The 20,908-nt window shown below is 42.5% G+C and carries 14 protein-coding genes, 2 tRNA genes, 1 other RNA gene and 1 pseudogene; 13 read left to right on the forward strand and 5 right to left on the reverse strand.

Features of this window, described 5'->3' with window-relative positions:
• Window positions 1-257 precede the first annotated feature (257 nt).
• The 7 genes from PSYCG_RS08035 to PSYCG_RS08060 all read left to right on the forward strand — a co-directional run bounded on the left by PSYCG_RS08035 (window position 258) and on the right by PSYCG_RS08060 (window position 7,624).
• Window positions 258-2,600: an FdhF/YdeP family oxidoreductase gene (locus PSYCG_RS08035; RefSeq protein WP_020443736.1), complete on the forward strand. Its 2,343-nt coding sequence runs from the start codon at window positions 258-260 to the stop codon at window positions 2,598-2,600.
• A 60-nt stretch (window positions 2,601-2,660) separates the two neighbouring features.
• Window positions 2,661-3,674: a formate dehydrogenase accessory sulfurtransferase FdhD gene (locus PSYCG_RS08040; protein ID WP_020443737.1), complete on the forward strand. Its 1,014-nt coding sequence runs from the start codon at window positions 2,661-2,663 to the stop codon at window positions 3,672-3,674.
• A 748-nt stretch (window positions 3,675-4,422) separates the two neighbouring features.
• The gene (locus tag PSYCG_RS08045; RefSeq protein ID WP_201765229.1) at window positions 4,423-6,078 is read left to right on the forward strand and encodes a sodium:solute symporter family protein; all 1,656 of its coding nucleotides are present in this window, start codon (window positions 4,423-4,425) and stop codon (window positions 6,076-6,078) included.
• Window positions 6,079-6,166: 88 nt separating this feature from the next.
• Entirely contained in the window at window positions 6,167-6,301 is a 135-nt protein-coding gene (locus PSYCG_RS13760; RefSeq protein WP_020443739.1) for a putative transporter small subunit, read from the forward strand.
• A gap of 128 nt (window positions 6,302-6,429) precedes the next feature.
• Window positions 6,430-6,503 (forward strand) — tRNA-Cys (locus PSYCG_RS08050).
• A gap of 125 nt (window positions 6,504-6,628) precedes the next feature.
• Window positions 6,629-6,715: transfer RNA gene (locus tag PSYCG_RS08055), tRNA-Leu, on the forward strand.
• Between the two features lie 354 nt (window positions 6,716-7,069).
• The gene (locus PSYCG_RS08060) at window positions 7,070-7,624 is read left to right on the forward strand and encodes a BLUF domain-containing protein (RefSeq protein ID WP_227500734.1); all 555 of its coding nucleotides are present in this window, start codon (window positions 7,070-7,072) and stop codon (window positions 7,622-7,624) included.
• A 160-nt stretch (window positions 7,625-7,784) separates the two neighbouring features.
• Here the strand turns inward: PSYCG_RS08060 and ssrA are convergent.
• Both ssrA and PSYCG_RS08065 read right to left on the reverse strand, forming a co-directional pair.
• Window positions 7,785-8,143, reverse strand: a transfer-messenger RNA (tmRNA) gene (ssrA, locus tag PSYCG_RS13235).
• A gap of 85 nt (window positions 8,144-8,228) precedes the next feature.
• Complete coding sequence (locus PSYCG_RS08065; RefSeq protein ID WP_020443741.1) at window positions 8,229-8,900, reverse strand: alpha/beta hydrolase; 672 nt, start codon at window positions 8,898-8,900, stop codon at window positions 8,229-8,231.
• 159 nt (window positions 8,901-9,059) lie between these two features.
• Here PSYCG_RS08065 and PSYCG_RS08070 point away from each other — a divergent pair, with 159 nt between their 5' ends.
• Entirely contained in the window at window positions 9,060-10,424 is a 1,365-nt protein-coding gene (locus PSYCG_RS08070; RefSeq protein WP_020443742.1) for a glycerophosphodiester phosphodiesterase family protein, read from the forward strand.
• 43 nt (window positions 10,425-10,467) lie between these two features.
• Here the strand turns inward: PSYCG_RS08070 and aroC are convergent, their stop codons facing one another.
• Both aroC and prmB read right to left on the reverse strand, forming a co-directional pair.
• Entirely contained in the window at window positions 10,468-11,571 is a 1,104-nt protein-coding gene (gene aroC, locus PSYCG_RS08075; protein ID WP_020443743.1) for a chorismate synthase, read from the reverse strand.
• A gap of 61 nt (window positions 11,572-11,632) precedes the next feature.
• On the reverse strand, window positions 11,633-12,808 hold the full coding sequence (gene prmB / locus PSYCG_RS08080; protein WP_011513962.1) for a 50S ribosomal protein L3 N(5)-glutamine methyltransferase: 1,176 nt from the start codon (window positions 12,806-12,808) through the stop codon (window positions 11,633-11,635).
• 377 nt (window positions 12,809-13,185) lie between these two features.
• On the opposite strand from prmB, the gene PSYCG_RS08085 reads away from it, so the two are divergent.
• Complete coding sequence (locus PSYCG_RS08085; RefSeq protein ID WP_020443744.1) at window positions 13,186-14,610, forward strand: L,D-transpeptidase family protein; 1,425 nt, start codon at window positions 13,186-13,188, stop codon at window positions 14,608-14,610.
• 163 nt (window positions 14,611-14,773) lie between these two features.
• On the opposite strand, the gene PSYCG_RS08090 is transcribed toward PSYCG_RS08085, so the two are convergent.
• Window positions 14,774-14,986, reverse strand: a complete 213-nt coding sequence (locus PSYCG_RS08090; RefSeq protein ID WP_020443745.1) for a hypothetical protein — start codon at window positions 14,984-14,986, stop codon at window positions 14,774-14,776.
• A gap of 429 nt (window positions 14,987-15,415) precedes the next feature.
• Here PSYCG_RS08090 and alaS point away from each other — a divergent pair, with 429 nt between their 5' ends.
• The 4 genes and pseudogenes from alaS to PSYCG_RS08110 all read left to right on the forward strand — a co-directional run bounded on the left by alaS (window position 15,416) and on the right by PSYCG_RS08110 (window position 20,832).
• A complete protein-coding gene (gene alaS, locus PSYCG_RS08095; protein ID WP_020443746.1) occupies window positions 15,416-18,088 on the forward strand; it encodes an alanine--tRNA ligase in 2,673 nt (890 codons plus the stop codon).
• A 333-nt stretch (window positions 18,089-18,421) separates the two neighbouring features.
• Window positions 18,422-19,708, forward strand: a complete 1,287-nt coding sequence (locus PSYCG_RS08100; protein WP_011513965.1) for an aspartate kinase — start codon at window positions 18,422-18,424, stop codon at window positions 19,706-19,708.
• 411 nt (window positions 19,709-20,119) lie between these two features.
• A pseudogene (gene csrA / locus PSYCG_RS08105) lies at window positions 20,120-20,287 on the forward strand (carbon storage regulator CsrA); the annotation flags it as partial.
• 170 nt (window positions 20,288-20,457) lie between these two features.
• Window positions 20,458-20,832 carry a HopJ type III effector protein gene (locus PSYCG_RS08110; protein WP_011513967.1) on the forward strand — a complete coding sequence of 125 codons (375 nt, stop codon included), beginning with the start codon at window positions 20,458-20,460 and terminating at the stop codon, window positions 20,830-20,832.
• The last annotated feature ends 76 nt before the right edge of the window (window positions 20,833-20,908 follow it).

Below are 20,908 nucleotides of genomic sequence, written 5' to 3' on the forward strand. Positions count from 1 at the left end.
AGCAAGCAAGAAAAATTGATACCAGCAGTACATAATATGTCGATATTACTTTTCATTGACTATATCTTTTGAATCAGCTCGCTTTTTATATACCAAAGCCCTCTACTCATCAGCCACGCCTAATTTGCTTTAAGGTTTTTGTTATTGATAAGTAATGATAGCACCACTTTGCCACTAGCCATTATATAGTAAGCATTTATACATCTGCTCTTAGTAAAATAACCGTTATCTATCAGCATTCGCTTATAAGGTTTATCATGCGCAAAATTCCTGTTTATATACACCCTGCAGCGGGCTGGCCTGCACTGATTGCCTCTACGCGTACCTTAATGGATTACAAGGCTTTTTTGCGCGGCAGTATCAGCGTCTTACATAGCAATCAGCCAAAGGACGGCTTTGATTGTCCGGGCTGCGCATGGCCGGATCACAAGTCAAATAAGGCCATAGATGTCTGTGAAAACGGTATCAAAGTCATCGCCAGTGAAACGATGAATAGACGAGCAGACGCGGCTTTTTTTGCTAATAATACAGTCACAGCGCTACAAGGCTGGTCAGGCTATGAGCTTGAACACAGTGGACGCTTATCAGAACCACTCTATTATGATGCTACTCAAGACCGCTATCTGCCGATTTCTTGGGAAGCGGCTTATGAGATTATCGCTGACCAATTAAAACAGCTTGATTCGCCAGATGAAGCACTGTTTTATACCTCAGGACGGGTAACCAACGAACCTGCTTTTATGTTTCAACTATTTGTGCGCTGTTTTGGCACCAATAACTTGCCTGATTGCTCAAACATGTGTCATGAGCCAACGTCAGTGATGCTAGGTAAGCAGCTAGGCATCGGCAAAGCAACCATAATATTGGAAGATTTTGAGCAGGCTAAATTGATTTTAATGTTTGGGCAAAATCCTGCAACCAATCACCCACGTATGCTTGAGATGCTAGCGCACACGCATAAGCAAGGCTGCCGCATTATTTCTATTAACCCCATGCGCGAACAAGGTCTAAGCAAGTTTAGAAATCCGCAAAAACCCTCCCATATGGCAGCAGGTCAAAGTGATGAGATGGTCGATGAGGTTATCCAAATACAAATCGGTGGCGATGCGGCTTTATTAACCGGCATGGCCAAATGGGTCACCAAAAACGGTAAGATAAACAGTGGTTTTATTGAGCAGCATACCTCAGGCTATGACGCTCTGGATGCTTGGTTACGTCAGCAATCTTGGACGGATGTAGAGCTTGGCTGTGGCATTAGTAAAGCAGAGATTATTATGCTCGCAAAGTTGGTTGCTGAGAGTCCAGCAACGATTTGCACATGGGGCATGGGCATCACTCAGCATGTACAAGGCGAGGATAATGTTGCCATGATTACTAACTTGCTATTGTTGATGGGTATGATTGGTATTGATGGTGCAGGCGCATCGCCTGTACGTGGACACTCAAACGTGCAGGGTGATCGTACCATGGGTATTCATGAACGCCCTAAGCAGAGCTTGCTTGATAGTCTTGAGCGCGTTTTTAAGCAGCCGATGCCACAAGAAGATGGTCTTGATGTCATCGCCGGTGCAAAGGCACTAATAAAAGGCGGCATCAAAGCCTTTGTTAGTATGGGTGGCAACTATGCGGTTGCCGCGCCAGATAAAAGTGCGATTCAAGCGGCGCTGACTACTACCCAGTTAAATGTCTTTGTCGCAACCAAGCTTAACGAAACCATGCTATATCCTGGTAAAAACAACCTTATCCTGCCTTGCATCGGTCGTACCGAGCGCCTCATCACTGATAAAGGTGAGCAGTTTGCCACCATTGAGGACTCAATGTGTCAAGTTGTGGCGACCAGAGGACGCCTTGAGCCTATCAGTAACACGCTAAAATCCGAAGCGCAAATCGTTGCAGATATGGCAACTCATGTACTTGGATCTGAATCCTCAATCCTTTGGCAAGCGATGAGTACGGATTTTGATGTTATTCGTGATTATATTGCGCAAGCGATTGAAGGATTTGAGGATTTCAATCAGCGTATTCGTGCTGCTGAGCGTAGTTTTCACTTGTATCATGCGGCGCGTCATCGGATTTGGAATACGGATAGTGGCAAAGCACAGTTTGAAGTGCCGCAATACCCGATTACCTACGTTGCCGCGCAAATGGCACAAACGAAATCCGATTATCAAAATAATTCAGTAGACAATCAAACCTTTGATATGAACCAGTCCGCTGAGCAAAACGTCTGGCAACTGACGAGTGTCCGTAGTCATGACCAATTTAACACCATGATATTCGGCTTCCAAGATCGCTACCGACAGACTGATCGTCGTGATGTGCTCTTTATGCATCCAGATGAAATCAGTCGCTTAGGTTGGCAAAAAGGCGATCAAATCATGGTATCGCGTCAAGACAGTCAAAATGCTGAGCGCACGTTAGGGCCTTTAATACTGACAGAGATGGATATTGCAGCGAATGCAGTGGCAACCTATTATCCTGAATGTAATGACCTCCTTGATTTGGACAGTCATGCGCCGGAATCTAGAACACCTGCTTATAAGTCTGTTACCGTGGTATTGAAGTGTGTTGAACAAAGCAGTATGGCAACTGCCGTATGATGGGTGTCTCGGCACCAGGACTTTTATTTTATTAATAACACAGGCTAATAAGCACTCACAATGGCAAACAAACCTCACTTGGCGGCAGAAGATAGCTTTAAGAAAGATGCGCCATTATCACGGCTACATGTGGCATATAAACACAGCTATGCATCAGATACATTTTTAGATGCTGCTAAGAAGGCGCCGCTGGATATTGATACCAAGTCAGGAATGTTGGCTGTTGAGGCAGCTGTAGCCATTGTAATTAATGGCATTCATTACGCTGTCTTGATGGCAAGTCCTTATCAGCTCGAATATCTTGCCATCGGCTTTTTATATAGTGAAGGATTGATTCAGCATAATCATGAATTACTAGATTGGGATATTACTCAATTGACAGACGATGAAAGTTATCAAGATTTTACTCCTGATTCTTTTATTCAAAATTCTTCTAATAAACACTCTCTTAATTCTAATGTGACTGATGAGCTTATAAGCTTGGATCAGCTCTCAGAGCAACTGCAAGACTATGATATATACGTGGTCGAGCTAGTCTTAAACCAGCGCTGTCATCAACGTATTCAAGCGCAAAAACGCCAACTAGCAGGACGCACAGGATGCGGTATGTGCGGCATAACGGGTTTAACGCAGGCACTACCCGATCTAAGTAAATATCAGATAAACAAGCTATTGCTTAGTAGAGCGATGCCTAATCTTGACGATTTACTGAGTATGCAGGCACAAATCAATGTAGCCCAGCACACCCATCAGCTCACAGGTGCTGTCCATGCTGCTGCAACCCTATATGAGCAGCAGCTGTACCTATTTGAGGACGTGGGGCGCCATAACGCTCTCGATAAGCTCATAGGATGGCAGCTGCATCATAAGGTAGAGGTTGACTATGTGCTAATGACTTCGCGTTTATCGATTGAGCTGGTACAAAAATCCATTCGTAGTCGTATACCTTGGCTGATTGGTATGTCTGCACCGACCAGTACCGCGGTACGTGTTGCCGAGCGTTATGGCTTAGGCCTAGCAGGATTTTTACGTGATAACCGCGTGACTTACTACGCAGGTTATGCCGACTCTTAAAATACATAGACCCTCTTCTACTCTAATGTTTGAACACATTCTTTGTCTAACCACTTCCATCAAACTTTGTTTTTTAATATCTCCCTCATCTGTCGAACACACTTTTCAATGATCAAATTTATATATCATTATTTATAATAATTAACCATAAAATTTGTGATTGATAGCAGAATAGGTTAGTCTTAAGGCACAAACATGTTACTAATATTTAACATTACTGTAGTTTTAATTATCAATGCTACGTATGTCAGGTTAAATGCTTAGACATTTATCACCTGCCATCACGATTACGGATTATGTGTATTAGACCATAGATTGAGTAAAACAATACTCGATCCATGGTTATATATATCTGATACACGCTATCTAAACCTAGCATAAGTCAAGCAGTTGCGACTTACCGCTCATCCGTATTATTGCTATAGATGCTTGTACAAGCCTTTATCAGCAGCCAGCTATATCACGTATGCATCATTCGTAGCGTAATGGTTCAGCCATTTACAGACGCATATCGAGCGTTGTCCCTATGATTTTTGACATATCCTTCATAATTTATGATGAAGTCATATAGAGGCAAAAGCCATCCGCTTTCGATTTTTTTTGTGACGGTTCATCTCGTTGCGTGCTACCGATAATTGACCTATAGGCTGAATAGGTCGTTTTTGCATACCTGATAGTCTGGGAGAATACGTTTTAATCTACATTTTACTTATAACAATTGCGAGGTAGGAATTTGAAAACTGAGTCATTGTTCCAATTTTCAGCATTAACCATCATTTTGCTATTACTGGCATTTTATGGTGGTACTTATCTGCTGTCTTTATTAATAAAAAAAGATAAGGAGACGACCTCAGGTTTTATGGTCGCCGGTCACAACGTCGGTTTTGGTATGGGTGCTGCCAGTATGACCGCTACTTGGATCTGGGCAGCGTCATTTTATGCAGCTGCCACATCCGGCTATAAATATGGCGTCTCAGGACCGTTACATTATGGTTTTTGGGGTGCCTTGATGATTTTATTCATATACCCTTTTGGGATGCGATTTCGTGAACTTGCCCCTAATGGACATACCTTGGGTGAACTTATTCACGCCCGCCATGGCTCATCAAGTCAATTAATTTTAGCCATATCTAACCTTATGGGCAGCTTAATTAGCTTGATGGTCAATTTCACCGCTGCTGGCGCATTGGTATCAGTATTATCACCTTTGTCATTCCAAACAGGGGTAATTATCGCCGGCGTCGGAGTGCTAAGCTATACCTTAACTTCTGGATTTCGTGCTTCAGTGTTCACCGATTTTGCCCAATTGGTCGCGTTAATGGCGATTGGTGTCATCATTATCCCAGCGGTACTGTTTTCCATGGGTGGTCCTTCTGCCATGGTAAGCGGACTTTCAAATCTAACCTTGCAGCAACAAGACTTCTTTTCATCTGAAGCCTTTTTTCAGCAAGGTGCGCCCTATTTTGTCGCAGTATTGGCTTATGCCATCGGCAATCAAACCATTACCCAACGTCTATTTGCCATTGATAAAAGCAAAATTAAAGCAACCTTTATTACTGCTACTGTCGGCTATGCCGGTATTGTAATTGGTCTCGGCATGATTGGACTTATGGCATTAACCATAGGTATTGAGCCGCTCAATGGCAATATGAATAATTTGATTCCGCAAATGGTCAGCACGTATCTACATCCGGTATTCATCGCCTTATTCTTTATCTTGGTTATTGGTGCCCTGTCCTCAACAGCTGATTCAGATTTATCAGCACTATCTACAATTATGATGGCTGACATTTATGGCAAGAATATTGCCAAAAAAGGCGGCGTAAACCCAAAAACCATGATGCTTGTCGGTCGGGGAACCATGATTGTCGCTACGGCTGCCGGATTGATTTTTGCCAGCTTTAAGCTTGATATTCTCGTGATGCTGGTTTTCGTCGGTGCGTTATGGGGTGCGATTGTATTCCCAGTGATTGCCAGTGTGTTCTGGAATCGCGTGACAAACACTGCCTTTACCTCAGCCGTCATCGTCGGATTATTATTATTCTGTATCGCTCGCTTTGAGCTCATACCTATCATTGGCGTTACGGCGCTATTTTTTGAAGTATTGGCAAGTGTTGGTGCTGCTGTGGTGATTGGACTCATGGTATTTGGCTTTTTAGGTCGAAAAATGGCTGTGGCAGCTGCCGCTCTCACACTGATACTGATGCTGATATTTGCCACTGGTTTCTTACGTCAATATATGGTGCTGCTTGCATCACTGACCGCTTATGGTGCCAGTACAATCGTCTGCGTCATTATCAGCCTCATGAGCAACGAGCATTTTGACTTTGACCTTATTAAACAGCGCGTTGGCGACTATGACCATAAACCCAACATACCGCCGACCACCAACGTTCAAAACTAGATTTATATCTTATCGACGTTTTGATGAATTTTTTAATGGCTTGATGTATTCATCATTCATTTTTAATACCTAAAATAAAGGAGTTAATATGGAAACCACGTTTTTTTATGGGCTTTATATCTTAATCTGGCCAGCAATCACGCTGGGTGTACTGATACTTATTTGTACTGCGACTTATAGAGATGTAAAAAAGGCCGTAAATAACAATAAAAGTATCGTTTAGCGGCTTAATTGAGGCTAAGATTTATCGTGATATAACGCTAAATACGCCTAACCTGATAAATAATCGGTCTTTATATCAAAAAGGGCTTGTAATTTAAATTATATTTGCTAATATAGGCGTCCTTGATTGGCTGGGTGGCAGAGTGGTCATGCAGCGGACTGCAACTCCGTTAACGCCGGTTCGATTCCGACCTCAGCCTCCAATTTATTAGGTTAAAAATTTATTAGGATTTATATTAATTTTAGCTTGCTTTATTAATGTAAATGCTTATAATAGCGACCACTATCTAACAAGTAGAAAGCTTACTTATTAGATAATACAAGTTTTGCCCGGGTGGTGAAATTGGTAGACACAAGGGATTTAAAATCCCTCGCTAGTAATAGCGTGCCGGTTCAAGTCCGGCTCCGGGTACCATTATATTGAAAGGCTTCCAAGAAATTGGAAGCCTTTTTCTTATTGTATATCATTAACTTTCTGTAGCTACTTCTTACCTCTACTATCAGCAGATTATGCTGTAATTCTAATGAGAAATTTAGGCATAAAAGCCACCAAGCGCTTTAATACTATCGTATTCTTTGTCGTTACGTGTTCCATGAATAGACATAGATTATATCCTCTAAATTATTAATCGATTGAAATAGCATCACTTTATTTATTTAGAAAGCACTAGCTAATGATAGCCATTAGATAACACAAGTCCTTATTCAACCTGCTTGTTTCATACAAGTTTTTTAGCTACAGTTAAAACTCTTATATTAAATAATGACGATGAACCGTCAAATAAAAACAATCTTTCATAAGCTGGAGTACATTATGGAGCTAAAGCTGAATGAGCTTTCCGATAAAAACAATTTAAATAGTCATCATGGCGAGCATATTATCCTGCGTCTAACTTATGTTAGCCGCTATAACACCGAAAATTCAAATATCGAAGTAGCACGTATTCTTGAGCAGGCGCAGCGTAATAATGAGCGCAATGGTATTACTGGCGCATTAGTAATTAATGAAAACTATTTTCTCCAAGTTATTGAGGGCGCAAGACCAGTTATTAACAATCTGTTAAAAAAATTGATTGAGGATAAGCGACATTTTTCTTTGCAAATTATTGAGTGCCGTGAAATTGAGGAACGGCATTGGAATAAATGGTCAATGAAATATTTAACGGCTAATGATCAGAATAAAGAGTATGTTCTGAAATACTCAGCCAGCAATGAATTTAATCCTTACCTAATGAATACTTCTCAAATTACTATGTTTATAGACAAGTTATCAAAACTTCAAGAGCGACAAGAAAAACGCGAGTCTAAGATGAAAAAATCTTAGTTTTTGACCAGATGATTAGAATGGGTATATTTTATAGGTTAAGAACAACTTAATCGTCTAATGTATAGCCTACTATATAGGACGCTATACCTCTCAATACCTGAAAAACGCCCAAAATAAAGGGCTAACAGTCTATGACGGTCAGCCCTTTATCGTTGTTTGGTGGAGATGGCGGGAGTTGAACCCGCGTCCGCCAGCATTACGCTCATGAATCTACATGTTTAGTTTCTGTCTTTAATTTTAGTCTGCACCGATCCGACAGTCAGGATGGATTAGCCGATTCTCTACTTTTAAACCCAAGCAATTGAGACAATCACTTGTGGCGCTTCTACATGCGGACGCTTCAACTTAGTTGACCAACTGTAGATGATCAGCAACCAAGTAAACAGGGTTTAAGCTGCTAGAGCGTAATTTTCGTCGTTTGCGACTATAACAATATATGTTTGATTAACGAGAGGACATATACTCTCGACATGCATCATTGAGTTTCATCACCAGCGTCGAAGCCAGAACATCCCCAATAAGGTCGATGATTATATAGCATATATACGGCTGCTTGCAACCTATTAGAGCTCTGTATTACATTACGTTACAGCTCAACCATCTAAGCCAGTATGGTATTTAACCATTTACCGATATTTTGAATCTGCGGCATACATACCTGATGTGCCATAGGATAGGTATGATAAGCAACACTATATCCTTTCTCTGATAATAACTGCTTTGCTTGTTCGCCTAGTATAACGGGAACAACTGGATCATGCGTACCATGCTCAATCAAAATGGGCATATCTGTGTTGGCAGCACTATAGCGAACGCTGTCGTTGGTTGCAAAGTAGGTAGAAAGCGCCATCAAGCCAGCCAAGCGCTGTGGGTAACCGAGTGCCACATGATACGCCACTGCCCCGCCCTGCGAAAATCCTGCAATCACAATATGCTCAGGTTTCACACCGCGCTCGATTTCACGAGCAATCAAGTCATGGATTTGTTGTGCGGACTCTTCAATCTGCGCAATATCAACTTTGCGCTCAAGGCTCATCTCCAAGATGTCATACCATGCGGGCATGACCATACCGCCATTGACCGTCACTGGGCGGTTGGGTGCATGCGGAAAGATAAACCGCACTGCCATTCCATCCGCTAAGCCGAGCTGCGGTACGACTGGCTCAAAGTCATGACCACTAGCACCCAAGCCATGCAGCCAAAGGACAGCTCTATCTATTTTTTTCTGTGAGGGATTGTGCTCGACAATAACGGCATCTAAATACTTATTCATTAATTATCCTTAATGAGAGTCAAAATTTAAACAAAATTAATATTACAAAATTACTTTGGTTGTCATCATTCCTTAAACATAGCCCTATATTTTAGGAACTAAGTCAGTAACCATAAAATTAGTAATGATGATTTATGCACATTTATGAGGATAGTTTACATGACAATTTCAAAAAATTCAGCGAATGAGCGGGCGCAGCTGCATAACGCAGTGCTGAATAGATTCAGACGCCAAGGTTTTACTTTACCTTTAGCCATTATCAGCACTTTTTTATTAATAGGCTGTAATGAAGATGACGGTTCATCAGCGATCGTACCACCTACTCTACCGCCAACGATTGAACCTATACAGTCGCTAGCTTATACCTATGGCGTTCGACCATTTTATCTGGTCAACGATATGGATGACAGCCCGCTAAAAGATGAGTTACTGGCATGTAAGGGTCAAACACCTAGCAAGACAGATTTCTCTCTCGCCCATCGCGGCGCGCCTCTACAATTTCCTGAGCATACTTATGACGGTTATGTAGCGTCAGCACAAATGGGTGCAGGCATTTTAGAGTGTGATGTGGCTTTTACTAATGATGGTGAGCTGGTATGTCGCCATGCCCAAAACGATCTGCATACCACGACCAATATTGTCGCCACACCATTAGCGAATCAATGTAGTGTCCCACCTATAATAGATGCTAATGGAACTCTCACCAACGCCGCCGATATTGAATGTCGCACTTCAGATATTAGCGTCAGGGATTTTAAAAGCTTAACGGGAAAAATGGACGCCGCTAATCCAAAAGCCACCAGTATTAGTGCCTACATGAATGCAACTGCCCCATGGCGCACCGATTTGTATTCACAAAATGGTGAGGTATTGACATTAAAAGAGCATATAGCACTTGCCAGTAGCTTGGGCATGAAGCATACACCTGAGCTCAAAGAACCCGTGGTTACTATGCCATTCAATGGCTATAGTTTAGATACTTATCGTCAACAGCTAATTGACACTTATAAAGTTGCAGGCGTGCCCGCCAGCGATGTATATCCGCAGTCGTTCAATCTTGCAGATATTGACTATTGGATTAATAACGAACCGAACTATGCCACCAATGCCGTCTACCTCATCGATGATAGCAACGAGAGCGCGGCGGGTAAAATATTTGATAAAAACGACCCAACGACGTGGAAGCATTCATTGGCTGAGCTGAAAGCGCGCGGCGTTAATATCATTGCCCCCGCAACTTGGCTATTGGTCACCAGCGATGGTAATGGCAAGCTGCTACCGTCGGCATATGCCCTGCAAGCCAAAGCCAATGGCCTCGACATTCTCACGTGGTCGCTTGAACGGTCAGGGCCATTAAAAAGTGGTGGTGGCTGGTATTATGGTGGGCTTAGCGACGCCATTAATAATGATGGCGACATCATGAATGTCATTGATGTGCTGGCGCAAGAAGTTGGAGTGAAAGGCATCTTCTCAGATTGGCCAGCAACGGTCAGTTACTATGCCAACTGTAAAGGTTTAAAATAATGTAAAGGGTCAACCTTACTCATGTTATAAAGACATAAGGACCTTAAGTAATCGATTGGACTGGTTGCTTAATATCGGCATTTTGACCACGATGACGCAGATAATGATCCAGTAACACAATCGCTAACATAGCTTCGGCGATAGGTGTTGCACGTACACCAACGCAAGGATCATGACGACCTTTTGTCAGCATCTCAATCGCCTCCCCCTCTGTATTGATACTCTTGCCAGCCGTAGTAATACTAGAGGTTGGCTTCAGTGCAATACTGACACGGATATCTTGTCCTGATGAGATACCACCCAAGATGCCGCCTGCATGATTGGCGGTAAAACCATCGGGTGTCATTTCATCACGAGAGCTATGCCCAAATTGTCCTGCCACTGCCATGCCATCACCAATCTCAACACCTTTAACAGCATTAATACTCATCATGGCATGGGCAATATCGGCATCTAAACGGTCAAAGACAGGCTCACCAAGTCCAACTGGTACACCGCTTGCAATAATCTCAAGACGGGCACCACAGCTCGTACCTTCACGGCGTAAACTATCTATCAAGGTCTCAAAGCGACTGACAGCATCGGCATCCGCACAAAAAAACGGATTACTATTCACAAAATCCCAATCGATTGTGCTTGGGTTTAGGACATTACTGTACTCATTACCAATTTGGGTCACATGACCACGGATTTGCACACCTAAGCGCTCTAGCAAGTATTTCTTGGCGATAGCGCCAGCAGCGACACGCATGGCAGTCTCACGCGCCGATGATCGACCACCGCCACGATAGTCACGAAAGCCATACTTCATACTATAAGTATAATCGGCATGACCAGGCCGAAAGGTATCTTTAATTTCACCATAGTCTTTAGATTTTTGATTGGTATTACGAATCAGTAGACCGATAGAAGTACCTGTCGTTTTACCTTCAAAAACGCCAGAGATAATCTCGACTTCATCAGACTCGCGTCGCTGGGTCGAGTACTTAGAAGTACCCGGTTTACGGCGATCCAAATCTATTTGCAAGTCGGCTTCGGATAAGGCTAAACCAGGTGGCACGCCATCGACGATTGCCAATAAACCTGCGCCATGCGACTCACCGCAGGTGGTGACGGTAAAGACCTGCCCAATACTGTTGCCTGCCATATTTATCCTTAAACAAATGAAGTCGATTTTTGACTGTTTGAATTATAGTATCAATCGTGATTTATTGATTGCTATCTAGTAACTGTACATAATTAGCGAATAATGAGCGATAGCTCATAAGCTCATCATAGGTAATCGCAAAGATGCCATGACCGCCATGAGCAAACCTTAGCCAATCAAACTGAATCTCAGGATAAGCTTGTTTTAACGCCCACTCGCTATCGCCCACTTCACAGACTAGCAAACCTTCTGGGCTAAGATAATCTGGCGCTTCAAACAAGATACGATGTACCAAGTCCAAACCATCTTGACCAGCAGCGAGTGCATGCTCAGGCTCATATAAAAACTCTGGTGGCAAATCTGCCATGATAGCGGCATCAACATAAGGAGGATTGGTTACAATCAGTTCATATTGATTTTCGGCAGGGATTTTGGCAAATAAGTCAGACTCAATTACATTGACTTGATGACCAAGGTCATGATGATCGACGTTGACCATCGCGACTTCTAGCGCGCCTTTATCAATATCTACAGCATCAACCAGTGCATCGACAAAGCGAGTCGCCAGCGCGATAGCAATACAGCCAGAACCGGTACATAAATCTAAAATACGCTCAGGCTGTGATAGCTGTTTAATTTCTAAGCCATGATCATAAAAAGCTGGCGCTTGATTATTGACACTTACGCCTATTGGTTTTGCCAGCTCACTCACTTCAAAATATGGATGGAACTGCTGACGAATCAATTCAGCAATAGGTGAGCGAGGAATCAATACGCGCTCATCGACATAGAACGGCAAATCACAGAAATAAGACAGATTAATCAAATAGCTTAATGGCTTACGCTCAGCGATACGCTCTTCTAACAAGCTTAGAACCAATTGCTTCTCTGAAGTGGTCAAACGACAGTCCAGAATCTGATCATTGGCAGACCAATCCAAAGACAAAGAATGCAATACAATCGCAGATGCTTCGGCAAACTCATCGGTGGTGCCTTGGGCGACAACCACATCATAGTTGCGTAATTGCGTCACTGAAAAACGAATAAAGTCACGAATAGTGACCAGTTGCTCACGTGCCTCTTCAAGCTCCGCACGCAAAGTCGCAAATTCATCGTGCTCACCGACCAGCCCTGTCTCTAAATCGTATTCCATATCATCATTGATACCTTGTGACTCATCATCATTAAAGTATTGATTTTGAAATTCTTCTGCGCTCATTACTTGGTCTTCTGACATATCGCACCTTGCTGATTACATGCTCACTGACTACATGCGGATGGGTTAAATCGCTTTCAATGATTTCACTGAACAGCCAATTTATTAAATAAAAATCTCGTTCTACATTATAGACGGAAACAAGATGATGCGCCAATGACTGTGTTTTTTACTTCAACAAAATCTCCATCAGTGTTTACAATTAAGTAGCGCATGACTTTAACAGAACGGTCAAAAAGGGTAATTTAGCATAGCCATATATCACTACCTTAAAGCTCATAATGTATTGTGGTAACTGTTAATTGAGTGGAAAAGGCAGCCCTAGCCTGACTCAACTCTTGCTTAATTGTAGTGAATACGTCAACTGTTAACGTTTGGCAAGTCTTAAACGAAAAAATATGTGTCAAAAGTTTGCGAAGCATTCAAATTATGCGCATAATAGCCTCATTAGCAGCCACCACAAGTATATAAATATGATGAAAATAAAACCTCTTATCACCGCTATATCTATCGCTGTTGTTAGTATGAGTGCTATTGCTGCACCTACTGATGGTACACGCACTTTACCTGTACGCACAGCTGACTCGCTTCCTAGTATTGCGAAAAAAGTCAGTCTGAATGTGCAAGAAAGCCGTAGTAGCTCAGTCGTCGACTCTAGTACGACCGTAAAGCTAGATACGAATAAAGCCAAATCAGCGGACCGTATGACCCAGCTGATTGATGCCAAGCAGGACGCTGAAGTGAAAGCATCGGTCGCGGTTATCGCTGACAATATGACCGTAGAGGAATTGACTCGTAAGGATGAGCAATCAGACAGTGACGATATTAGCGAAGGTCAAGCGGTATCAGCACCTAGCTCTGCCATGGCTGATAGTGCAACGGATACTTCTATCAAAAGTATCGCCGATGTTGATGGTAAAAAACATACCACGCTGAATTTGTCTAATTATGCCAAACAAGTAAACGGTGCCACATGGACACCGAGTATGAAAGTTAACTCAGCTATGACTATCAAAATGCAGGCGCTGCTCGATTGGAATCATGCGTCTCCGGGTGCTATTGATGGCGGCTGGGGCATGAACAGTAAAAAAGCACTGATCAACTTTCAAACCATGCAAGGCTTGCCAGCAAACGGTAAGATGGATCAAAAAACATGGGATGCTTTAAATAAAAATATTCCAGCTAACAAGCCAGTTTTAGTGACCTATACCATCACTGAAGATGATGTGAATACCAATTTTGCTACTATGCCTGCAGACTCAGAAGCCAAGTCAAAAATGAAAGGCTTGTATTATCAAGATATCAAAGAGATGTTTGGTGAGCGCTTTCATATGGATGTGCGTTATTTAGACAAGTTAAATAAAAACAAACAATATAAAGCGGGTGAAACCATTACTGTGTTAAATACGCGTGCTCCGCTTAAGCAGCGTATCAATCGTGTCGTCGCCAATAAAGCCGATAAAACCCTTTATGCTTATAATGATGATAAGCTGGTTGCAACCTATCCTACAACTGTCGGTAGTGACAGCACGCCATCACCACAGGGCACCTTTAAAATCGTTAATAAAGTAAAAATGCCGTGGTATAAAGCAACTGTTGGTGAAGGCGCAGATAAAAAAGTACATATGTTACCACCAGGACCGAACAGTCCCGTAGGTGTCGTATGGATGGGCTTATCTAAACCTTCTTACGGTTTACATGGCTCACCTAAGCCAGAAGGTATCAGTCGCCAAGCATCAGCAGGCTGTGTGCGTTTGACTAACTGGGACGTTTTAGAGGTCTATGCCAATATCGAAAATGGTGCAACCGTTGAGCTAAAATAGTTCAATAGATAGTACGCAATAAAAAAGACCTTGATCATCGTATCAAGGTCTTTTTTATTATATTCCAAAAGATTCAGTACCAAAATTTTCAATGTAATAAATAAAATGAATAGCATATATAAAATGCTCGATTGAATGATACTACGATCTTTTTTACCACGAACTATGCTTTGTAACCCTCTTCATTACCTGTAATGTTGCCAATTTTTTTGGTGAAAAATAATGCTGTGGGAATAGAAACTAAGAAACCGATAGCGACTGCTATTTGAATATGCGGAATCTGGTTAAAACCCATGACCAAAGCGCCGATCATAAAGAGACCGATGATGACAGTTGCTGCCATTGAATAGACAACAGAAAAAAGTGGCCAGTTCATAACTTATTCCTTACTTTTATTATGGGTATAACTACTTTATACACTATATCCACACTAATAGTAAGTCTTTTATTATTTATGCTCAGCCCAATCATAGTAAGTAATTACTATTAATAACCTTATTATAAGTATTGATTTATAATAAGTGTTTTTACTAACCCCAAACCGCCTTTTATTTAAAAGTTTTCCACCCTTTGTACTGGTCTAATTTTATTCAGGAAGACCTATGACTACGTGCTTGTTTATCCTTACTATTGAAATATTCGACTGACAATCTAAATAAAATTGTCTGGTTTATAGCAAAAAATGAGTAGGGTTTACCATGTATTTACTTAGGAATCTTCAACACCTTTGGCACGTTTGTGCTAAAATCGCTTGCAAAATTATTTTACTTATTCTACTAAATACATCCGTCAGTAAGGAGCCGCTGTGAGCCAGCCATTTCGCTCAGCCGATATTCGTCAAGCTTTTATCGATTTTTTCATAAGCAAGCAGCATACCCCCGTCGCCTCATCGAGTTTGATTCCGCATAATGACCCGACATTGCTATTTACCAATGCCGGCATGAATCAGTTTAAAGAGACCTTTTTGGGTATGGAGCCGCGTGATTATACGCGTGCGGTAACCTCGCAAAAGTGCGTACGTGCTGGTGGCAAGCATAATGATTTGGATAACGTCGGCTATACGGCGCGCCATCATACATTTTTTGAAATGCTTGGTAATTTCTCTTTTGGCGATTACTTTAAGCAAGCCGGTATTGGTTATATTTGGGAATTTTTGACCTCGGACGAATGGCTAGCAATCGATAAAAATCGCTTGTATGTGACCATTTATGAGACTGATGACGAAGCCTTTGATATTTGGCATAAAGACATCGGTATCCCAAGCGAGCGCATTATCCGTATTGGTGATAATAAAGGCGCGCCTTACGCCTCAGACAACTTTTGGACGATGGGCGATACCGGTCCTTGCGGTCCTTGTACCGAAGTCTTTTATGACCATGGCGCTGATATCGAAGGCGGTTTACCGGGTACGCCTGAAGAAGACGGCGACCGCTATATTGAGATTTGGAACTGCGTCTTTATGCAGTTTAATCGTCAAAAAGACGGTACTATGCTGCCGCTACCAGCCCCAAGTGTTGACACCGGCATGGGACTTGAGCGTATCAGTGCCATCATGCAAGGCGTACATGGCAACTATGAGATAGATTTATTTGTTCATCTGATGGATGCTGCCGCTGATATTTTAGGTATCGAAAATCAGCAACAGTCATCATTAAAAGTCATTGCTGACCATATTCGCGCTGTTTCATTTTTGATTGCTGATGGTGTCACTCCAAGTAATGAAGGTCGCGGTTATGTGCTACGCCGTATCATTCGTCGTGCGGTACGCCACGGTAATAAGCTTGGTGCCGATAGCGATTTCTTTTATAGAATGGTCGCACCGCTTGTCGCTGAGATGGGCACTGCCTATCCTGAGCTAAAAGACAAACAAAGCGTCATTGAAAACGCCATTCAAAAAGAAGAAGCGCAATTTGCTAAAACCTTAGCACAAGGTTTACGCCTGCTTGCCAGCGAACTTGAAGGCTTACAAGATGGTGACACCCTCTCTGGCGAAGCGGCATTTAAGCTATATGATACCTATGGCTTCCCCGTTGACTTGACCGCTGATATCACCCGTGAGCGCGGTATCGTAATTGATGAAGCGGAGTTTGATGAACATATGCAAGCACAGCGTGAACGCGCGCGTGATGCAGGCAAGTTCGACGTTGATTATAGCAGTGTCATTCAAGTAGAGAACCCAACCACCTTTATCGGTTATGAGCAGCTTGAAGAAGAAGGCGTAATGATTGATGCGCTGTATCAAGATGGCAATCCAGCCAATAGCTTAACTGAAGGTATGGAAGGCGTAGTCGTCCTTGACCGTACACCGTTTTATGCTGAAGGTGGTGGTCAGGTTGGTGAGCTTGGCGAAATCCGCACCGCGACTGGCGTTTTTGAAGTGCAAGACACCAAAAAATCTGGTCAAGCCATCATTCACTATGGTGTCGTGACCATGGGTGACATTAGCACTAAGCAAACCGCTGAAGCACAAGTACTCTCTAGCATCCGTGCGGCCAGTGCCAAAAACCACTCTGCCACGCATCTCTTACATGCTGCATTAAGAGAAGTATTGGGTGATGAAGTTACGCAAAAAGGCTCGCTAGTATCAAGCGAAGTATTGCGTTTTGATTTCTCCTATGACAAGCCCGTCAGCACTGCTGAAATTACGCGTATCGAACGCTTAGTCAATGAGCAAATTCAAGCCAACACCCCTGCTCGCATCGAGAATATGTCCATCGACGAAGCGATGAAACAAGGTGCAATGGCATTGTTTGGCGAAAAATATGGCAGTGACGTTCGCGTCTTAACCATGGGCAGTGACAGTATCGTCGATGGTCAACGTAAGCCCTTCTCTATTGAGCTTTGTGGTGGTTTGCACGTTAAACGTACCGGTGATATTGGTGTGTTAAAAATTACCAGTGAATCAGGTATTGCGGCTGGCATCCGCCGTATTGAAGCCGTCACTGGCATGAATGCGATTAAAAATATCCAGCAAAGTGAGCAGCAGCTGAGCGAGCTTGCCAGTCAGCTAAAAGTAAAACGTCCAGAGGTTGCACAGCGCGTGCGTACCATGGCGGATAAGCAGCGCGAACTTGAGAAACAACTAGAGCGTTTAGAGCAAAAAATCGCCAGCGCCCAAGCCGCAAACTTGCTTGATGACGTGCAAACCATCGCTGGTACGCCAGTACTTATCAGTACATTAAGCGGTATCGATGGTAAATCTATCCGTACGCTAATGGACGATATCAAATCAAAACTACCAGATAGTGTGATTGTATTGATTGGTGATAAAGATGGGCAGTTAGCACTAGCCGCCAGTGTGGCAAAGTCTGTAACTGCGAGAGTAAAAGCCGGTGACATCATTCGTCATTTGGCAAGTGAGCTTGGTGGTAAAGGTGGTGGTAAACCTGACTATGCTCAAGGCGGCGCGCCAAAAGCTGCCAATACTAGTGCGGTTGTCAATGCCCTACCTGCTTGGATTGCGGACCAGCTTGGCTAATACCTTAAGCTGAGCAATATTGTACTAAATCAGAGATAAGATACGCGATTGGTTATAACGGTTATAACCAATCGCCATGTATCTAATGTCTACTGATACTTAAAGTTACGGCTCGAATATGATATAAAGGTCAACGCTTAGACTTATTTCAGCGTATGAAGTCTATTGGCATAATAAGACAGTAAACCATCAAAAAGTAAAACAAAGGGCGCAGTTCTTATAATCTGGCTTTATCGTTATTAAAATCAATCTAGCACTTAATTTAGACAGTGCCATGACGAATTGATGTCTCTCAATAACAGATAACCATTGGTGAATAATAGGTAGATTTTTATGGCGTTAATAGTACAAAAATATGGCGGCACCTCGATGGGCAGTATCGACCGCATCAAAAACGTCGCCAAACGAGTCAAACGCTGGCATGACAATGGTCATCAAGTGGTCGTTGTCGTGTCTGCCATGAGCGGTGAAACCAACCGTTTGATTGATTTAGCACGCCAAATCAGTAGCCAGCCCGATCCTCGCGAATATGACCAAATGGTCTCAACCGGCGAGCAGGTGTCTATCTCACTGCTTGCCATGGCGATTAAAGAGTTGGGTATCGGTGCACGTTCATTTACCGGTCGTCAAGTCGCTATTAAAACCGATAATGCTCACAATAAAGCGCGTATCGAAAGTATCGATGACAAAAACATCCGTGAGCAGCTAGATGCCGGCAACGTCGTTATTGTCGCAGGCTTCCAAGGTATCGATGAAGAAGGCAATGCGACGACATTAGGGCGCGGCGGCTCTGATACGACAGGCGTGGCGATTGCCGCGGCTTTAGGCGCGGATGAATGCCAAATCTATACTGATGTTGATGGCGTCTATACCACTGACCCGCGCGTCACCTCAAAAGCCAAAAAACTTGAAAAGATTACTTTTGAAGAAATGCTTGAGATGGCAAGTCTTGGCTCTAAGATTTTACAGATTCGCTCAGTAGAATTTGCTGGCAAATACGGCGTACCGCTGCGCGTATTATCTAGCTTTGATGAAAACAACGATGGTAGCTTCGACCAAGAATTTCAAGACAATGTCGGCACCCTAATTACGATAGACGAAGGAGACAATATGGAACAGGCAATCATCTCAGGTATCGCTTTTAATCGAGACGAAGCAAAAATCGTCGTACGCGGTGTCCCTGATCACCCTGGCATTGCTTCTGCTATCCTCAGCCCTATTGGCCGCGCCAATATCGAAATTGATATGATCGTGCAAAACCTATCTACCAATGGTATGACTGATTTTACTTTTACCGTTAATCGTACGGACATGGAAAAAACCATGAAAGTACTAGAAAGCGAAGTCAAAGATGAAATCGGTGCTAAAGAAATATTGGCCAATGATGAAGTGGTTAAAGTCTCATTAGTCGGCGTCGGCATGCGCTCGCACGCAGGTGTTGCTAGTCTTATGTTCCAAACCCTTGCGGAAAACAACATCAATATTCAAATGATATCGACCAGTGAAATCAAGGTATCTGTTCTTATCCAAGAGCAGTATCTGGAAAAAGCGGTAAGATCACTGCATACGGCCTTTGGTCTTGATCGTGAAGACGGTGAAAGCAAAATCGCTGGTTTATAAGAATGAGCGTATAAACACTTTACTAAAGCCGTATAAAAATAATAGGCTTTAATATTTGTTCAATAAACTGCGATTTATTATTTTCAATAATGCTTAATGCTTAATTAAATAGGGTCTTATTAAGACCCTATTTTCTTTTTTTATTATTTCTGAGGTTATTATAAAACCAATAGTTTTGTGAAAACCCGTGACAGTATCTGTTATGCCCCCTATAATGAGGGTTTCATTTGGGCTAAATGAATTTATCTATCATTATCGCTATTAGCATCCTATTTTGGGTAAGATTTATAAAACAATGTTTATGATATTTATTTTATAACAGCTGCCTATTTTGTGCAGCGATAATGTCCTGTAATTGAGACGCAATCTGATGAGTAATAATCTGTTGATGCGACATAAGGAGTGTGACGCATGTTAATTTTGACACGCCGCGTGGGCGAAACGCTAATGATTGGCGACGAGGTCAGTGTGACTGTCCTAGGTGTCAAAGGCAATCAAGTACGTATCGGCGTTGATGCGCCAAAAGATATTGCCGTACACCGCGAAGAGATTTATCAGCGCATTCAACATGAGCGCACGGTACAGTCGCAAATGCAGCATCTTGAGCAAGGCAGCTTTGCGCCTTCATTCGATGATGAAGACTATTTTAATCGCTAACCTGTTAGCTTCATATCCAACTATCAATAATCATTAAGCTTGTATCAAGCATGCTAGTTTTGGCTTTTTAACAGCTTTGAGGTCATTTATTTATGAGTATCCGCCAATCAGATGTATCGGCTCTACTTAATGGTTTGAATAAAAAAGCCATTGGATTCAATGATGTCATCAGTTTTATTGATGATTTTTATCGTTATGCGCCAGCGCCTTTTGTGAATGGCATGGCACATAATGCTGCTGGTGAAAACGAAGGCAGCGCCAAGATTTTTGGTTTTGCAAAGCATCACGGCTTAAATCAATTAGATACGCTAAAGTTGTTTGGTGAGCATTACCAAACAGTTCAAGCGACGCCTAAAGGAGTTGATCATCCCAATATTCGCAATTTTTTACATTGGGGCTGGCAAGGTTTTTTAATGGAGAAGAATCCATTAACACTGCGCCCTAGCGTAGATACCAGCACGCTTTAATGGTTTATGATTGACGATTATAAAAAAGCCACACTATGATGATAGCGTGGCTTTTTTTATGCTTCATTTTTTATCA

Origin of the sequence: Psychrobacter sp. G (assembly GCF_000418305.1) — a bacterium.
Lineage (GTDB): Bacteria > Pseudomonadota > Gammaproteobacteria > Pseudomonadales > Moraxellaceae > Psychrobacter > Psychrobacter cryohalolentis.